Here is a 15,980-nt window from a genome sequence, read left to right on the forward strand (position 1 = left end):
GACAGCGCACGACAGAGGGGAGGCGGACGCCCTCTGTCGTGCGCTGTCACCTGCCGCGGCTGTCGGCAGCCGGCTCAGAGACCGGCGAGCGCTGCCACCTCGGCGCGGACCGTCGCCGGGGAACCGGCCAGCAGCTGGGCCGACTTGCCGCGCTTGAAGAACAGGTGTGCGTCGTGCTCAAAGGTGAACCCGATGCCGCCGTGCAGCTGGATCGCCTCGGCGGCGACGGTCATCAGCGTGTCGGTGCACACGAGCTTGGCCAGTGCCGCATCGTGCGAGCGGGTGACGGCCCCGGTGCGCAGCGTCGTGACGAGGTGGTCGGCCGTGGCCCGCGCTCCGGCGACCGCGACGGCGAGGTCGGCGCAGCGGTGCTTGAGGGCCTGGAACGACCCGATCGGGCGGCCGAACTGCTCGCGGACCTTGAGGTATTCGACGGTGCGGTCGAGGCAGGCGCGGGCGGCGGCAGCCGACTCCAGCGCGAGCATGGCGCGCACGTGGTCGAGCAGCACCCGGGCCCCCTCGCCGCCGGGGGCGTCGACCCGGGTGGCGGCGGCCTCGCGGAGCTGCACCGTGCTCAGCCGCCGGGTCTGGTCGAGCGTCATGTGCGTCCGCACGTCCACCCCGTCGGCGGCCAGGTCCACGGCGTAGACGCCGAGTTCACCGCCGGTGTCCCGGGCGGTGACGAGGACGACCCGGGCGGCTTCGACTCCGGCGACGAGGGTCTTGGTCCCGGTCAGCGCCCACTCGTCCCCGGTGCCGGTGGCCCGGGTGGCGGTCTGCTCGAGGTCCCAGCCCGCACCGTCCTCGGCGAGGGCACTGGCCAGGGTCAGCTGCTCGTCCACGACGCGCGCCAGCAGGGGCTCGGCGCTCGGGCCGAGGGCACGGGCGGCGAGGATCGCGGTGAGGCTCGTCGCGAGCGCGCCGGGCACGAGCCGGGCCCCGAGCTCCTCGATGACGGCGGTCGCGGCGGACACGTCGAGGCCGAGCCCGCCGAGGTGCTCCGGCACGACGAGACCGAGCAGACCCAGCTCGGCCGTGAGCAGCTCGTGCAGCCGCGGGTCGTGGCCCTGCGCCCCGACCATGAGCTCGTGGGTCCGGCGCAGGTCGGCCTGCTCGTCGAGCACCTCGACGACGGAGGCGCGGATCTGGGCCAGCTCCTCGGCCGCCTCGGGACGCAACGCCTCGGCCACCGGCCGGGGGTCGGCGCTCGCTTCGGTCATCGTCCTCACCTCATCGGGGCAGACCGAGCAGGCGCTCGGCGATGATGTTGCGTTGGATCTCGTTGGAGCCGCCGTAGATCGTGTTGGCGCGGCTGAAGAGGAAGTGGGTCTGGGCGTCGTCCAGCTCGTACCCGGGCCCGGTGAGCAGCGCCCCGGCCCCCTCGACGTCGACCGCGAGCTCGCCGAGCGAGCGGTTCCACGTGGCCCACTGCAGCTTGGAGATCGACGCCTCCAGGCCGGAGAGACCGTCAGCGGCGGACGCGAGCATCCGCACCGCCGAGTGCCGCATCACCTCGAGCCCGATGTAGGCCTCGACGAGGCGGTCACGCAGCGCCGGCTCCTGCCAGGCGCCGTTCTCGTGGGCCCGGGCGATGACGGCGTCGAGGCGCCGGCGGAAGCCGATCTGCTGGCCGAGGGTGGACACGCCGCGCTCGAAGCCCAACGTGCCCATGGCGACCTTCCAGCCCTCGCCCTCGGCGCCGACGCGGTGCTCGACGGCGGCGACGGCCCCGTCGAAGAAGACTTCGTTGAACTCACTCGTGCCGGTCAGCTGGGTGATCGGGCGCACCGTGACGCCGGGCTGGTCCATCGGCACGAGCAGGTAGGACAGGCCCGCGTGACGAGTCGATCCGGGGTCGGTGCGGCACAGCACGAAGCACCAGTCGGCCAGGTGCGCGAGCGAGGTCCACACCTTCTGCCCGGTGATGACGTAGCTGTCGCCCCGGCGCTCGGCGCGGGTACGCACCCCGGCGAGGTCCGAGCCGGCGTCGGGTTCGGAGTAGCCCTGGCACCAGATGTCCTCGCCGCTGGTGATGCCGGGCAGGAACCGCGCCTTCTGCTCCGGCGTGCCGAATGCGAGCAGGGTCGGGCCGAGCAGTTGCTCCGACATGTGCCCGAGCCGGCCGGGGGCGCCGGCGCGGGCGTACTCCTCGTGGTAGATGACCTGCTGGGCCAGGGTCGCGGGGCGACCGCCGTACTCGCTGGGCCAGGAGAGGCCGATCCAGCCGGCCCGGCCCAGGTGGCGCTCCCACTCGCGGCGCAGCTCGTGCGCCTCGTGCTCGCGTCCCTCGCCGCCGGTGCCGACGGCCTCGGCGAACGGCCCGGTGAGGGCCTCGTGGAGCCAGCCGCGGATCTCGGCCCGGAACTGCTCGTCGCTCACCGGCGCGCCGGTGGCCTGCGCCGCGTCCGTACCCATGTCAGGAACCGTAGACGGGGGTCGGCGGCTCGGAGCGGGCGATGAGGTCGGCGATCGCGTCGGTGAGTTCCTCCGGCTTCCACCGCTCGCCCCTGGTGGCGGCCGGCCCGTGGCGCCAGCCGTCGGCGAGCGAGACCTCGCCGCCGGCGACCTCGAAGACGGCTCCGGTGACGCCCTGTGCGGCGTCGGATCCGAGCCAGACCACGAGGGGGGACACGTTGGCCGGGTCCATCGCGTCGAAGCCCGTCTCGGGGGCGGCCATCGCCTCGGCGAAGACGGCCTCGGTCATCGGGGTACGGGCCGAGGGGGCGATCGCGTTGACGACGACGCCGTAGCGGGCCCACTCGACGGCCGCGATCCGGGTCAGGGCGGCGATCCCGGCCTTGGCGGCGCCGTAGTTGCCCTGCCCGACGCTGCCCATGAGCCCCGCGCCGGAGGACGTGTTGACGACGCGCGCGGCGACCTGTCGGCCGGCCTTGGCCTCGTCCCGCCAGTAGGCGGCGGCGTGGCGCATCGGGACGAAGTGGCCCTTGAGGTCGACCCGCAGGACGAGGTCCCACTCCTGCTCGCTCATGTTGACCAGCATCCGGTCGCGGTTGATGCCGGCGTTGTTGACGAGGGTGTGCAGCCCGCCGAAGGTCTCGACGGTATCGCGCACGAGGCGCTCACCGTAGGCCCAGTCGCTGACGTCGCCGGTGCTGACGACCGCGCGACCGCCCGCTGCGCGGATCTCGTCGACGACAGCCTGGGCGGCCTCCCGGCTGCTCTCGACGTCGTTGACGACGACGTCGGCGCCCTGCCGGGCGTACTCGATCGCGTGCGCCCGGCCCAGCCCCTGTCCCGCACCGGTCACGATCACCGTTCGTCCTACGCAGAAGCCGCTCACGACACGCCCCTTCACTCGTGGTGCGGCCAGAAAACCACATCCGACGCTAGCGATGCAAGCAAGCGCTTGGTAGGGTGCCGGAAATGACAAGAGGACGGCGGACGACGTGACGATGTTCTCGGCCCTGCGATTCCGAGACTTCCGCTTCGTGCTCCTGACGCTGGTGCTGTCCCAGGGGGGCTACTGGGGCTGCAACATCGCCTTCCAGTCGGTGCTCACCGAGGTCGACGGCACCCCGGCGACGATGGGCGCGCTCTTCTTCTGCCTGCTCGTGCCGTTCACGCTCTTCTCGATCCCGGCCGGGGTGCTGGCCGACGCCTTCGACCGGCGGCGGCTGCAGATCGGCGTACTCCTGGCGACCAGCGCCCTGGCCGGGGTCTGCGCGGCGACGGTCGCGGCCAGGATCGTCGACCTGCCCGTGCTGCTCGTGCTCGCCTTCCTCGCCGGCACCGGGATCAGCTTCCTGTCCCCGGTGACCCAGGCCCTCGTGGCCAACACCGTCCCGGCCGAGGCGCTCGGCAACGCCGTCCCGATCCAGGCCGCCGGGCTCAACCTCGCCCGCTCCATCGGCCCCGCGGTCGCCGGGCTGATCCTCGTGGCCTGGGGACCGCTGGGCACGTTCGTGATGTACGCGACGCTCAGCCTCGCCGCGGTCGCCGCCGCGGTCGCGGTCCGCACCCGTCGCGTCCCGCCGGTCACCCCGGTGGTCCGCGAGGGCCTGGCCGCGCAGGTCCGCGCCGGCATCCGGCACGCCCGGGGGCGGCCCCCGGCCGCGCTCTGCCTGGTCATCGTGGGGGTCAACGCGTTCTTCGGGTGCACCTTCACGACCCAGCTCGCCGTCCGGGCAGCCTCGACCTCGGACCATCCGGAGACGGTCTTCCCCGTCCTCGTGGCCCTGACCGGGCTGGGCTCGTTCCTCGGGGTCCTCGTCGTGGCCCGGCTCTCCGGGCGCGTCGCCACCGTGTGGCACGCCGCGGCGACCCTCGGCCTGCTCGCCGTGAGCACCGCGCTGCTCGGGATGGCGGCGACAGTTTCTGTGCTCGCGGTGGCCGCGCTGCTGTGCGGCTCGTTCAGCATCGGCGCCATGGTGATCCTGCAGACGGTCATCCAGCGGGTCGTCGACGACGCGCAGCGGGGCCGGGCGATGAGCCTCTACTTCCTCGGCTGGGGCGGCATGCCGTTCGGTGCCCTCCTGCTCGGCGGGCTGAGCACGTGGTTCGGCTCCACGACCGCCTTCCTGCTGTACGCCGCCGCGTGCCTCGCGACGGCGATCACGGTGATCGTGTGGTTGCGGCGCGGGGGCACCGCCCCCCTGCCCGCGACGTGACCGCCCGGGCCCGCCCCGCCTCCTCCTGCCCCCCACCGGCCGCTCCCGTTGTCCACCGCCCCCCTCCAGGAGTTTCGTCGTGACCGATCAGTCTCCCCCGACCACACCCGCGGCGGCGCTGCCCGTGCCCGCCGACTTCGCCCACCGCACCGGTGTCGCGCTCGTCACCGGCGGCAGCGGCGGCATCGGCCGGGTCGTCGCCCGCGAGCTGGCCCGCCGGGGCTCGGCGGTGGCGATCACCTACCGCGGCAACGCCGAGGCGGCCCGGCAGGTGCTCGACGCACTGCCGCCCGTCGCGTCCGGCACGCACTCGGCGCACCGCCTCGACCTCACCGACGCCGAGGCCACCGCCGCGCTCGTGACCGCGCTCACCGGAAGCCACGGTCCGCTGCACACGATCGTGCACGCGGCCGGGCCACACGTGCCCATGCGGCACCTGTCGACGGTGAGCCCCGGGCAGTTCGCCACGCAGGTGGCCAACGACACGACCGCCTTCTTCACCCTGGTCTCGGCCTGCCTGCCGGCCCTGCGGGAGAGCCGCGGCAACGTCGTGGCGATCACGACCGCGGCGACGGCGCGCTACCCCGTCCGGGACGGCCTCTCCTGCGCACCGAAGGCGGCGGTCGAGGCGCTCGTACGGGCCTTCGCCAACGAGGAGGGCCGCTTCGGCATCCGGTTCAACTGCGTCGGGCCGGGCATGCTGACCGACGGGATGGCCGAGCGGCTCATCGCCTCGGGAGACCTCGACGAACGCGCCCTGGCCGTCGCCCGGTCCTCGACCCCGCTGCGGCGTTTCGGTGACGCCCTCGACATCGCCGAGGCCGCCTGCTTCCTGGCCAGCGACCGGGCCGACTTCGTCACCGGGCAGAAGCTCGACGTCGATGGCGGCTTCGGTGTCTGAACAACCCCGGTCCTTCCCGTCCGGCCCGGTCGGGCTGGACGTGCTGCTCGCCGAGCGGGCCATCGAGCAGGCCCTGCTGCGCTACGCGCGCGGCGTCGACCGGATGGACCGGGAGCTCGCCGCGAGCGCCTTCCACCCGGACGCCCGGATCACCCTCGGCGGCACCGTGGCCGACCGGGACACGACGCTGGACGTGGTCTTCGCGCTCGTGGCGCGGCGCACCATGACGATGCACTACCTGACGAACGTCCTGGTCGAGCTCGACCCGGTCGACCCGGACCGGGCCCGGGCCGAGACGTACGGCATCGCGTTCCAGCGCAGCACGTCCGAGCCGCCGCGCGGCAACATCGTCAGCGGGTTCCGCTACGTCGACCTCGTCACCCGGCGCGCGGGTGAGTGGCGCGTGCGGGAACGTCTCACCGTCTCGGAGTGGCAGCGGGTCGACGACCTCGCCGGGCAGTGGCCGATCCCCGAGGCCTCGCTGCGCGGAGCCCGCGACGGGTCCGACCCGGTCAGCCGCCCGTGGCCGCCCGACGGCCCGGGTGCCTAGCCACCGGACCGGGCCCTCAGTCCGGGCCGGGGGTCGACCCGCCGAGCATCGCGTGCATCCCGCCGTGGTTGCCCGCGACGAGGGCGGCCCGGTCCGGGCCGGAGCGCCGCGCGGCGACCTCGGCCTGCTGGCGCACGACGTGTACCGGGCCGGCACCCAGGGCTGCCAGCCCCTGGGCGGCGACGTCGGCCGGGTCGGCCGCGCCGGTCAGGTCGAGGCCGGCCCGCTCCATGGCGGGGGTGGCCGTGAGCCCGAGCACGAGGTGCAGGACATCGACGCCGACCTGCCCGAGTTCGAGCCACAGCCCCTCGGTGAAGATCCGGGCGAAGGCCTTGGCCGCGGCGTAGACACCGATGTCGGCGTGGCCGAGGTAGCCGGCCGAGGAGCCGACGACGAGGATGCCGCCGCGGCCGCGTGCGGCGAGCCGGGCACCGAGCTCGCGGCAGAGCTCGAGCGGGCGGGTGACGTTGAGATCGATGACGGCCTGGACCCGGGCGAGGTCCGCCTCGACGAAGCGACTGCGGTAGGTGTTCGCCCCGGCGTTGAGGACGAGCAGGCCGAGGTCGAGGTCGGCGACGGCCTCGACGATCCGGGCGGCCGCGTCCGCGTCGAGCAGGTCCAGTGCGAGCACGCGGCACGGGGCCCCGTGGGCCCGGACCCGGCCGGCGACCACCTCGAGGGCCTCGGGCTTGCGGGCGACGAGCACGATGCCGAGTCCGGCCCGGGCCAGCTGCTCGGCGAACGCGGCGCCGACCCCCTCGGAACCGCCGACGACCAGGGCCCAGGGCCCGTAGCGCTCGCGCAGGCCGGTCACGCCGGTGGCCTCGCTCATGCCGCGGCCCCGCTGCCCGTCGCGGCGGCGGCGGGCTCGTCGAACCAGTCCCACTCCCAGGGGGTGATGGTGGCCAGGGGCCCGGTGAGCAGCGGCGTGGCCGTGCCGGCGAGGGCTGCGGGCGGGGCCGGCAGCGGGTCCGCGGCCAGGGCCCGCGCGAACTCGACCGGGTCGGCCTCGAGGTAGGTGAGACGGATCCGCGCGACCGGTCCGTCGGGGTCGCTGCGGCTCGGGGCGCTGCGGAAGGTCCACACGCCTGCAACGCCGTCGCGCGCGAGCAGGTCGGGCACCTGGGTCTCGTGCTCGAACCGGGACAGGTCGGCCACCTCGGGGCGCAGGGAGGCCTCGACGCGGCTCACCTCGACGTGCACCCCGCGGTGGGGCCGGAACGGCAGCGCGGCGAGGGTGACGAGGGCCCGGCGGGCCACGTAGCCCTGGACGGGGCGGAACATCCGGGTCATCGGCCGTTCGGTCCAGGCCAGCTCCGGACGCCGACCCTGATGGATCGCCCGGTCGCCGAGGTCCTTCCACTCCCCGATCGAGTCCGCGGCCGGCTCGGCGAACCAGTACATCGCCAGGTACTGGCTGCCGGCGAGGGCGAGGTCGGGGTAGCTGCCGAGCCGCTCGCACGCGGGGGTACGCACCCAGCGGTCGCCGTGGACGACGCCGGGCAGGGCGAGGTTCTCGGGGCGGTGGTCGAGCTGGTGCCACGCGTTGTAGTCGCGATGGCGGGCGGGGTCGGTCACCTTCGGGAACGAGAAGAAGGCACGGGTGGCGGTCTCTGGGGTGCTCGGGATCATCTCGGCCCTCTCCACGGGCGGGGCGCTGACCCTTGACCCTAGGGGCGCGCCACCATTACGGTCAAGCAAGCGCTTGGTTGACAACGTTGTCCGCGAAGGAGTCCCATGACCGCCAACGACGCGGACTTCCGCGCCCGGCTCGACGCCCTGATCGGTCTCACCGACCCGCCACGCCGGGCCAAGGACGCGGTCACCGAGGCAGCCATCCGCATCTGGTGCGACGCCGTCGGCGACGAGAACCCCGCCTACCAGGACGCGCAGTGGGCCGCCCGCTCCGCCTGGGGCGGCATCGTGGCCCCGGCGACCTCGCTGAACATGTGGACCCTGCCGGGCAACCGGCGTAGCCACCGCCACGCCGAGAGCCTCGACCGGGTCAACGAGGTCCTCGCCGAGCGCGGCTTCACCTCGGTGGCCGCGGTGCAGACCGAGCACACCTACGTACGCCCGCTGCGTCCCGGCGACCACCTCGCGCAGTTCCCCTCCATCGGCGCGGTCTCCCCGGAGAAGTCCACCCGCCTCGGCCGGGGCCACTTCGTCGACCTCGTCAGCGAATACCGCACCCTCGACGGCGAACCGGTCGGACGCGTCGTCCTGCGGATGCTCCGCTGGAACCCGGCGACCCGGGCCAAGGTCCCGGCGACACCCGGGGACCGCCTCGCCCGGCCGGTGCGCCCGGTCGGTGCCGCCCCGGCCGACCTGCCGCCCGCCGGCACCACCGGCACCCTGACCGCGCACCTGCAACCCGGCTACGCCGCCGACCCCCTCGACGAGCGCCCCTACCTCGTCGGCACCGCCGAGCTCGCCGACGGGACCCGCCTCAGCGGCGACGTCGTCGACCTGCGCCCCGACCTCGTGTACGACGGCATGCCGGTCGTCGTGACCCACCGACGCACCCGCGACGGCCAGATCCTGCCGGTACTCACCGCCCCGCGGCCCGAACGCCGCACGAGCACCCGCACCGGGGCCGAGGTGAGCGCCGGGCAGCGCCTCGCCCCCTGGCCGGTCCCCGTCACCCAGCTGTCCATCGCGGCGCTGGCGACCGCGACCTTCGACTTCAACGACGTGCACCTCGACCGCGACGCGGCCCTCGAACGGGGCGCCCGCGACGTCTACATGAACATCCTCGGCTCGAGCGCGCTGGTCAACTGCTACCTCACCGACTGGGCCGGACCGGAGGCCCGCGTCGTCGACTTCCGCGCCCGCCTCGCCGCGCAGAACCACCCCGGCGACACCTTCACCCTCGATGGTGTCGTCACCGGCCTGGAGTCGGCGCCCGGGGCCACCGGGGGAACGCACGTCACCGTCGACGTCCGCGGCACCAACAGCCTCGGCGACCACGTCATCGCCTCCGCCACCCTCGCCCTGCCCTGAGAGGAACCCCGTGCTCGCCAGCTACGTCGTCGACTCCGGCTCCCCCGACAGCCTGCGTCTCGGCCAGCTCGAGGCCCCGACGCCCGGCCCCGGTCAGGTGCTCGTACGGGTCCAGGCGGCGAGCCTGGACCGGGTCGACACCTACATCCGGCGCGGCACCCACGCGATGGCGGTCACCGGGCCGGCGATCCTCGGCCGGGACGTCGCCGGCACCGTCGTGCGGACCGGTCCCGGCGTCACCGGCTTCACTCCCGGCGACGCGGTCGTCGGGCTGACCACCGGCACCCACGCCGAGCTCGCCGTCGTCCCGGCCACCCACTGCCTCCCGCGGCCGGCCGCGCTCGACGCCGTCCACGCCGCGGCGGTGCCCACCGCCGGACGCACCGCCTACGACGCGGTCGTCAACCTTGCCGGGGTGCGCCCCGGCGACCGGGTCCTCGTCGTCGCTGCCGCAGGCGCCGTCGGCACCTTCGCCGTCCAGTACGCCCACCACCTGGGCGCGCGCGTCGTCGGCACCAGCGCCCCGGCGAAGGCCGACGCCGTACGCGCCCTCGGCGCCCTCGACGTCGTGGACCACTACCGACCCGACGTCGTCGAGTCCCTGCGTGCCGCCCTGCCCGGCGGCGAGGCCGACGTCGTCGTCGAGTCGGTCGGCGGCACCCTGTGGTCCGACGTGCTCAAGGTCCTCGCCCCCGGCGGGCGGCTGGTCACCTGCGGCGTCACCGCCGACAGCCACGCCCACCTGCACCTGGGTCGGCTCATGGTCAAGGGTTGGACGCTGCGCGGCATCGGCCGGCCCGGGCCCGAGGCGGTGGCCCGCCAGCTGCGCGAGGCCCTCACCCTCTCGGCCGTCGCCGCCGCCCCCGCGGTCGCCGCCACGTACCCGCTCGAGCGGGCCGCAGCCGCGCACGACCGGCTGGAGGCCTCCGACTTCGTCGGGCGGATCGTCCTCACCACCGGCTGAGCGGGCCGCGACGACCGGAGCTCCTAGGTGAGCGACTCCCCCGACACGGCGGACAGGACGACGAGCGGGATCTGCCGCCCGAAGCCCGCAGCCCGGTCGGCGTAGCGCCCCACGTTCGGCTTGCGCGCCACGACGTGCGCGAACAGCTCCGGGTCGCGCTCCCCGTCGGTCACCCGCGCCCGCACCGCGATCGTCCTGCGCCGCAGGACGATCCAGCAGAGTTCGTGGTGCCGCGCGTTGACCACCCAGGCCGGGTCCGTGGGGCCGCCCCCCTTGGAGCCGACGACCACCAGGTCCGGCCCGTGCGGCACGTACGGCAACGCCGCCTCGCGCAGCTGCCCGGAGCGACGGCCCACCGTCGTCAGCAGCAGCGTGGGGTGGTACGGGAACCTGCCCGCCAACGCGTACTGCAACGACACGAGCGAGAACCCGGTCCGCCGCACCAGGAACCGGTCGAACGCCATCCCGCGCGGCCCACGGATGACGATCAGCCACGACCGGCCGTACGAGGCGAACGACCTCGTCTGCGCACCGATCCTGTCCCCCCGGCTCATCGCGCGCCGGCCAGCAACGGTGACAGCGTCTCGGCGACGTCGGCGACGTACTCTATGCCCCGGACCACCTCGACGAGCTGCTCCTGCGTGCCCGCGTCGAGGATCCCGTCGCAGAACGTGGCCAGCTTGCCGACCACGAAGTCCCAGTCCGCCCGCGTCGCGGCGTCCCACGGGTCGCCCTGGGCGAAGTCCGACTCGACGACGTACTCCCGGCCGCCGGCCCGGATTGTCAGCGCGCCCCGCGTCCGGCGGATCTGACCACCCGGGTGCTCCCTGAGGTCGGCCTCCCACTCGGCGTCGAGCACCGGGTCGGGCGCCGTCGTGATCCGCCGCGCCAGGTCCCACACCTCGGGGTCGGCCAGCCGCTGCGGGTCGTACCACTGCGGCCCCGGGGCGTGCCCGAGCAGCGCCAGCGCCGCGGCGTACGGCATGTTGAAGGCACCGTCCAGCGGCGCGACGAGCGTGTCCGGGATCTGCGGGGCCGGCTCCCGGAACTGCAACGTCCGGTAGGCCGCCGGGCTCAGCCGGATCTCCATGGACTCGATCTGCGACACCGGCACCCCGTGGATGCCCGGGAACGCGCGGATCGCGTCGAGCGCGGCGTGGGTGAAGCGGCACGTCGGGTACGGCTTGAGCGACGTCTCGCTGATCCACCACGTCGACCCCAGGCCGGCGACCATCTCGTGCCGCTCGCCGCCGAGGAAGCCCATCGCCTCGATGAAGCCCGGGGTGCGGTCCAGCACGTCCAGGTCGCCGGTGTAGCCCTCCTCGGCGAGCGCCGCGCCGAGCATCCCGGCGTGCGCGATCGCGCCGTACGGGCCGTACTTGAACGCGTTGAACGAGCGCCGCTCGGCCATGTAGGAGTTCTTCGCCGGCGGGGCCAGCCAGGCGACCAGGCCGAGCGCGTGGGTCAGGCGCTCCGGCTCCCAGCCGCCGACGACGGCGCACGCCGCGGCCGTGCCCATCGAGGCGTACCCGTGCGACGACAGCGGCGACCAGCGGAACTGCCCGTCGGCGAAGGCCATCAGCGAGGTCGACAGGTTCAGCCGCGCGTTGATCTCGAAGGCCAGGATGCTCGCGCGCAACAGGCTCGCCCCGTCGGCGTGCAGCCGTTCGGCCTCGGCCAGTCCGGCCGCGACCCCGAACACCGCGAAGTGCGCCGAGTTGAAGAAGGTGTCGTCCGCGTCCAACGCGTTCATCATGTCCGCGTTGGCGTGCGCGGCGTTGATCGCCGCGACCCGCTGCCCCAGCCCGAACACCGTCGCCTCGGCCGGGCCGCCGAACCGGGCGGCGACCCGCTGGACCATGCGGCTGCGCCGCAACCGCACCGCCGCCAGACCACAGACGAGCGAGTCGAGCACGACGAGCTTGCCGTAGTCGCGCACCGACTCGGGGACGTCCTCGTCGCGGGTCGTCGTCGCGAACCGCGCGAGCAGTTGCGTCCGGGTCGGTCCCGTCGCGTCAGTCACCGTTCAGCCCACCTTTCCCGGCGCGACGAGCCGGTTGCCCTGCGTGTCGCGCGGCAGCGGCACGGGGATCGCCGCGAGCAGCTTCTGCGTGTACTCGTGCCGCGGGTTGGCGAAGATCTGCTCCGTGGTGTCGGTCTCCACGACCTCACCGGAGGCCATCACCATGACCCGGTCGGCGATGACCTCGACGAGAGCCAGGTCGTGGCAGACGAACAGGTACGCCAGGCCCAGCTCCTCCTGCAGGTCCCGAAGCAGGTTGAGCACCTGCGCCCGCACCGACACGTCCAGCGCCGCGACCGGCTCGTCGCACACGATGAGGCTCGGCTTCATCGTCAGCGCCCGGGCGATCGCGACCCGCTGCAACTGCCCGCCGGACAGCTCGGCCGGGTAGCGCTCCAGGTAGCGCGAGCCGATGCCGACCCTGTCGAGCAGCTCGACGGCCTCCCGCTCACGCGTGGCCCGGTCCTTGTCGGTGTGCACGAGGATCGGCTCGGCGACCGCGTCCTTGATCGTCATCCGCGGGTCGAGCGAGCTGTACGGGTCCTGGAAGATCATCTGCATCCGCTGGCGCAGCTCGCGCATCCGCTTCGTGGCCAGCACGTCGATCCCGTCGAAGGTCACCGACCCGGAGTCCGGCTCGATGAGGCGCAGCACCATGCGCCCGACCGTGGACTTGCCCGCGCCGGACTCACCGACGACCGCGAGGCACTCACCGCGCTCCAGGGTGAAGCTCACCCCCTTGACCGCGTGCGACCACTTCGTACGCCGGCCGAGCCAGTCCCGACCGGAGCTGAACGACTTCGTGAGGCCGTCGACCTCGAGCAGGCTCATCAGACCGTCACTCCATCCAGGGAGAGCTCCGCGACGCGTACGCACCGCGCGTCGTGCCCGGCGGCGCCGTCGACCCGGACCAGGCCGGGGTGGGTCACGTCGCACCGGCCCGGCTGGGCGAACTCGCACCGGCTGCTGAACCGGCACCCGTGCGGCCACGCGCCCGGGGCCGGGATGCCACCGGGAATCGAGCGCAGCCGCCGGCCGGTGCTCAGGCCCGGCCTCGGGATCGACCCGATCAGGCCGGAGGTGTAGGGGTGCCGCGGGTTGAAGAAGATCTGCTCCGAGGGCGCGTTCTCGGCCACCTCGCCGGCGTACATGACCACGACCTGCTGGCACAGCTCGGCCACCACCGCGAGGTCGTGGCTGACGAACAGCAGTGCCACACCGGTCTGCTCCTGCAGGTCGCGCAGGAGCTCGAGGATCCGCTCCTGCACCGTCACGTCGAGCGCCGTCGTCGGCTCGTCGGCGATGAGCAGGCGCGGGTTGCACGCCATGACCATCGCGATCATGACGCGCTGGCACATGCCGCCGGAGAACGCGTGCGGGTACTCGTCGACCCGCTGCGCCGCCCGCGGGATCTGCACCAGCTCCAGCATCTCGACGGCGCGGGCCCGGGCCTGCTTGCGGTTCATGCCCAGGTGCCTGCGCACCGACTCCGCGATCTGGTCCCCGACGGTGTAGGCCGGGTTCAGGCTGCGGATCGGCTGCTGGAAGATCATGCCCATGCCGGGGCCACGCAGGTTCCGCCACTGCTTCTGGCTGCCCGCGGTGAGGTCCGTGCCGTCGAAGACGATCCGGCCCGAGGCGATCCGCCCGCCGGTCGCCTCGGTCAGACCCATCACCGCGACCGAGGTCACCGTCTTGCCCGACCCGGACTCGCCGACGAGAGCCACCGACGCTCCCGGCCTGAGGGAGAACGAGACGTCCTGGACGGTCGTCTGCCACCCACCGGAGGGTGCGGGGAACTCGACGGTGAGGTTCTCCACGCGCAGCAGGTCCGCCGCCGGGACGGTGGCGGCGTCGGTCCTGGTGCCGGCGATCACGCCGGGTGCCGTTTCACGTGCCATGTCAGCTCCTGGTGGAGGCCGGGCCGGTCAGTTGCCCGACCGGGTGCGCACGAGGGCGCGACGGACACCGTCACCGACGTAGGTGAAGGCGAGGACGGCGAGGAAGATCATCACGCCGGGCGGCCAGACGAGGTACGGCGCGAGACGCATGTTCGACGAGGCCGTCGAGAGCATCGAGCCCCAACTGGCCGTGGGGGCCGTGACGCCCAGCCCGAGGAAGCTCAGGCTCGCCTCGGCCGCGACGGCGCTGCCCAACGACACCGAGATGACGAGGATGATCGGCGGCAGCACGTTGGGCAGCACGTGCCGCACCGCGGTGCGCAGGGTGCTGCAGCCCAGGGCGATCGAGGCCTCGATGTAGGTCTCGTGCCGCACGTCCATCGTGCCGGCGCGGGCCACCCGGAAGAAGCGCGGGGCCATGACCAGGCCGATGGCGAGCATCGCGTTGGTGATGCCGGAGCCGAGGACCGCGACGATGGTGATGGCCAGCACGAGCGACGGAGCGCTCATGAGCGCGTCCATGACGCGGGTGAGGACCGTGTCGACCCAGCCGCCGCGGTAGCCCGCGATCATGCCGAGGGGCAGGCCGAGCACGAGCGCGACGGCCGCGGCCTGCAGCGCCGCCCAGAGCGAGACCCGCGCCCCGAAGATGAGCCGGCTCAGCACGTCCCGGCCGTAGTCGTCGGTCCCCAGCCAGTGCTCGGCACTCGGCGGCCTGAGCCGCTGCAACAGGTCCTGCACGTCGGGGTCGTACGGCGCCAGGGCCGGGGCGAAGATCGCGATGAGGGTCAGCACGAGCAGGAAGGCGCCGGCCACGATCGTCGTGGGGCGACGCACGATGCTCTTGAGGATGCCGGGGGCGGCGACCGGCTCCGGGGCACCCGTACCGATGGCCGCCGTGGGCACCTCGGTGAGGACGGTCTCGGTGAGGCCGTCGCCGGGCACGCCGACGTCGGGTGATTCGCTCCCCGGCACCGGGGACGCGGGGGGCCGGTTCGTGCTCATGACCGCACCTTCGGGTTGAAGTAGCCGTAGGAGATGTCGACGACGAGGTTGACGAGCACGACGATCGTGGTGCTGAACAGGACGAAGCCGAGCAGCACCGGCACGTCGCGCCCCTGCACGGCCTCGACGGCGGTGCGCCCGAGGCCCGGCATGTTGTAGATCATCTCGATGGTCACCGACCCGGCGAGGACCTCCGCGACGCGGAAGCCGAGGACGGTGATGACGGGGATGCACGCGTTCTTCAGGGAGTGCTTGAACACGACGCTGGCGCGCGACAGCCCCTTGGCCTCGGCGTTGAGGATGTAGTCGGTCTTCATGACCTGCCCGAGCGCCGAGCGCAGCTGCAGGGTCACCTCGGCGGCGGGGAGCAGACCGAGAGCGATGCCCGGCAGGATGAGGTGCGAGAGCCACGGCCAGAACCCGACGGACAGCGGTTGGTAGCCGAACGCCGGAAACATCTGCAGTCCGACCGCGAAGACCGAGGCGAGCACCAGGCCGAACCAGAAGCCCGGGATGGCGATCGAGATCGAGGCGAACCAGTTGACGACCCGGTCGACGATGCCGCCGGAGCGCAGCGTGGCCACGAGCGCCAGGGTGGCCCCGAGCACGATGGCGAAGATCATCGCGACGAGCACCAGCGACATCGTCGTGGCCATCCGGCGCGTCAGCAGTTCGGTCACGGTCTGGTCCGAGAGGAAGGACGTGCCGAGGTCGCCGCGGACGACGTCGCCGATCCACATGAGGTAGCGCAGGAGGACCGGATCGTTGAGGTTGAGTTCCTCGCGGATCGCCTCGACGCGTTCCGGGGTCGGTTCGTCACCGGCGAGGACGGCGGCCGGGTCCCCCGGGGCGAACTCGATCAGGACGAACACGAGCAGCGGGACGACGAACAGCAGGGGTATTGCCGCGAGTAGTCGCCTGCCGGCGTAGCGGAGCATGTCCTACCTCGACTCTGGGCGTGGTGCCTGGGACTGGCCGGTCGCACGGTTCGGTGCCGGGCGGGGC

At 73.4% G+C, this 15,980-nt stretch carries 16 protein-coding genes; 5 read left to right on the forward strand and 11 right to left on the reverse strand.

The features are described 5' to 3' along the window. Positions 1 to 74 precede the first annotated feature (74 nt). Genes ACLQ22_RS08940 through ACLQ22_RS08950 form a run of 3 tightly spaced genes read right to left on the reverse strand, consistent with a single transcriptional unit; the run spans position 75 to position 3,316 of the window. Complete coding sequence (locus tag ACLQ22_RS08940) at positions 75 to 1,220, reverse strand: acyl-CoA dehydrogenase family protein (protein ID WP_425691829.1); 1,146 nt, start codon at positions 1,218 to 1,220, stop codon at positions 75 to 77. Positions 1,221 to 1,230: 10 nt separating this feature from the next. Continuing rightward, entirely contained in the window at positions 1,231 to 2,379 is a 1,149-nt protein-coding gene (locus tag ACLQ22_RS08945) for an acyl-CoA dehydrogenase family protein (RefSeq protein WP_425692140.1), read from the reverse strand. Positions 2,380 to 2,416: 37 nt separating this feature from the next. Further along, a complete protein-coding gene (locus ACLQ22_RS08950) occupies positions 2,417 to 3,316 on the reverse strand; it encodes an SDR family oxidoreductase (protein WP_425691830.1) in 900 nt (299 codons plus the stop codon). Positions 3,317 to 3,413: 97 nt separating this feature from the next. Between ACLQ22_RS08950 and ACLQ22_RS08955 the strand changes: the two genes are divergently transcribed. The 3 genes from ACLQ22_RS08955 to ACLQ22_RS08965 all read left to right on the forward strand — a co-directional run bounded on the left by ACLQ22_RS08955 (position 3,414) and on the right by ACLQ22_RS08965 (position 6,079). After that, positions 3,414 to 4,628: an MFS transporter gene (locus tag ACLQ22_RS08955; protein WP_425692141.1), complete on the forward strand. Its 1,215-nt coding sequence runs from the start codon at positions 3,414 to 3,416 to the stop codon at positions 4,626 to 4,628. 79 nt (positions 4,629 to 4,707) lie between these two features. Further along, the gene (locus ACLQ22_RS08960; protein WP_425691831.1) at positions 4,708 to 5,529 is read left to right on the forward strand and encodes an SDR family NAD(P)-dependent oxidoreductase; all 822 of its coding nucleotides are present in this window, start codon (positions 4,708 to 4,710) and stop codon (positions 5,527 to 5,529) included. Beyond that, positions 5,522 to 6,079 carry a nuclear transport factor 2 family protein gene (locus ACLQ22_RS08965; protein ID WP_425691832.1) on the forward strand — a complete coding sequence of 186 codons (558 nt, stop codon included), beginning with the start codon at positions 5,522 to 5,524 and terminating at the stop codon, positions 6,077 to 6,079. The genes ACLQ22_RS08960 and ACLQ22_RS08965 overlap by 8 nt, the downstream gene beginning before the upstream one ends. A 16-nt stretch (positions 6,080 to 6,095) precedes the next feature. Here ACLQ22_RS08965 and ACLQ22_RS08970 read toward each other — a convergent pair whose 3' ends face one another. Beyond that, on the reverse strand, positions 6,096 to 6,911 hold the full coding sequence (locus ACLQ22_RS08970; protein WP_425691833.1) for an SDR family NAD(P)-dependent oxidoreductase: 816 nt from the start codon (positions 6,909 to 6,911) through the stop codon (positions 6,096 to 6,098). Continuing rightward, positions 6,908 to 7,711: a hypothetical protein gene (locus tag ACLQ22_RS08975; RefSeq protein WP_425691834.1), complete on the reverse strand. Its 804-nt coding sequence runs from the start codon at positions 7,709 to 7,711 to the stop codon at positions 6,908 to 6,910. Before ACLQ22_RS08975 ends, ACLQ22_RS08970 begins: the two co-directional genes overlap by 4 nt. 105 nt (positions 7,712 to 7,816) lie before the next feature. Between ACLQ22_RS08975 and ACLQ22_RS08980 the strand changes: the two genes are divergently transcribed. Together ACLQ22_RS08980 and ACLQ22_RS08985 are read left to right on the forward strand one after the other, a co-directional pair. After that, positions 7,817 to 9,082, forward strand: a complete 1,266-nt coding sequence (locus tag ACLQ22_RS08980) for an FAS1-like dehydratase domain-containing protein (RefSeq protein WP_425691835.1) — start codon at positions 7,817 to 7,819, stop codon at positions 9,080 to 9,082. 10 nt (positions 9,083 to 9,092) lie between these two features. Next, a complete protein-coding gene (locus tag ACLQ22_RS08985) occupies positions 9,093 to 10,046 on the forward strand; it encodes a quinone oxidoreductase family protein (RefSeq protein ID WP_425691836.1) in 954 nt (317 codons plus the stop codon). A 23-nt stretch (positions 10,047 to 10,069) separates the two neighbouring features. Here the strand turns inward: ACLQ22_RS08985 and ACLQ22_RS08990 are convergent, their stop codons facing one another. From ACLQ22_RS08990 to ACLQ22_RS09015, 6 genes are read right to left on the reverse strand one after another with little or no spacing between them, the layout of a single operon-like run. Then, entirely contained in the window at positions 10,070 to 10,600 is a 531-nt protein-coding gene (locus ACLQ22_RS08990; protein ID WP_425691837.1) for a nitroreductase/quinone reductase family protein, read from the reverse strand. After that, on the reverse strand, positions 10,597 to 12,069 hold the full coding sequence (locus ACLQ22_RS08995) for an MmgE/PrpD family protein (RefSeq protein WP_425691838.1): 1,473 nt from the start codon (positions 12,067 to 12,069) through the stop codon (positions 10,597 to 10,599). Before ACLQ22_RS08995 ends, ACLQ22_RS08990 begins: the two co-directional genes overlap by 4 nt. A 3-nt stretch (positions 12,070 to 12,072) precedes the next feature. After that, entirely contained in the window at positions 12,073 to 12,900 is an 828-nt protein-coding gene (locus tag ACLQ22_RS09000) for an ATP-binding cassette domain-containing protein (RefSeq protein WP_425691839.1), read from the reverse strand. Beyond that, the gene (locus ACLQ22_RS09005) at positions 12,900 to 13,970 is read right to left on the reverse strand and encodes an ABC transporter ATP-binding protein (RefSeq protein WP_425691840.1); all 1,071 of its coding nucleotides are present in this window, start codon (positions 13,968 to 13,970) and stop codon (positions 12,900 to 12,902) included. Before ACLQ22_RS09005 ends, ACLQ22_RS09000 begins: the two co-directional genes overlap by 1 nt. Before the next feature lie 27 nt (positions 13,971 to 13,997). Next, positions 13,998 to 14,975 (reverse strand): ABC transporter permease, encoded by a 978-nt coding sequence (locus tag ACLQ22_RS09010; RefSeq protein WP_425691841.1) that lies wholly within the window; start codon positions 14,973 to 14,975, stop codon positions 13,998 to 14,000. Then, the gene (locus tag ACLQ22_RS09015) at positions 14,972 to 15,913 is read right to left on the reverse strand and encodes an ABC transporter permease (RefSeq protein WP_425691842.1); all 942 of its coding nucleotides are present in this window, start codon (positions 15,911 to 15,913) and stop codon (positions 14,972 to 14,974) included. Before ACLQ22_RS09015 ends, ACLQ22_RS09010 begins: the two co-directional genes overlap by 4 nt. Positions 15,914 to 15,980 lie beyond the last annotated feature (67 nt).

Source organism: Micromonospora sp. DT178, assembly GCF_049841695.1.
Classification (GTDB): Bacteria; Actinomycetota; Actinomycetes; order Mycobacteriales; family Micromonosporaceae; genus Micromonospora.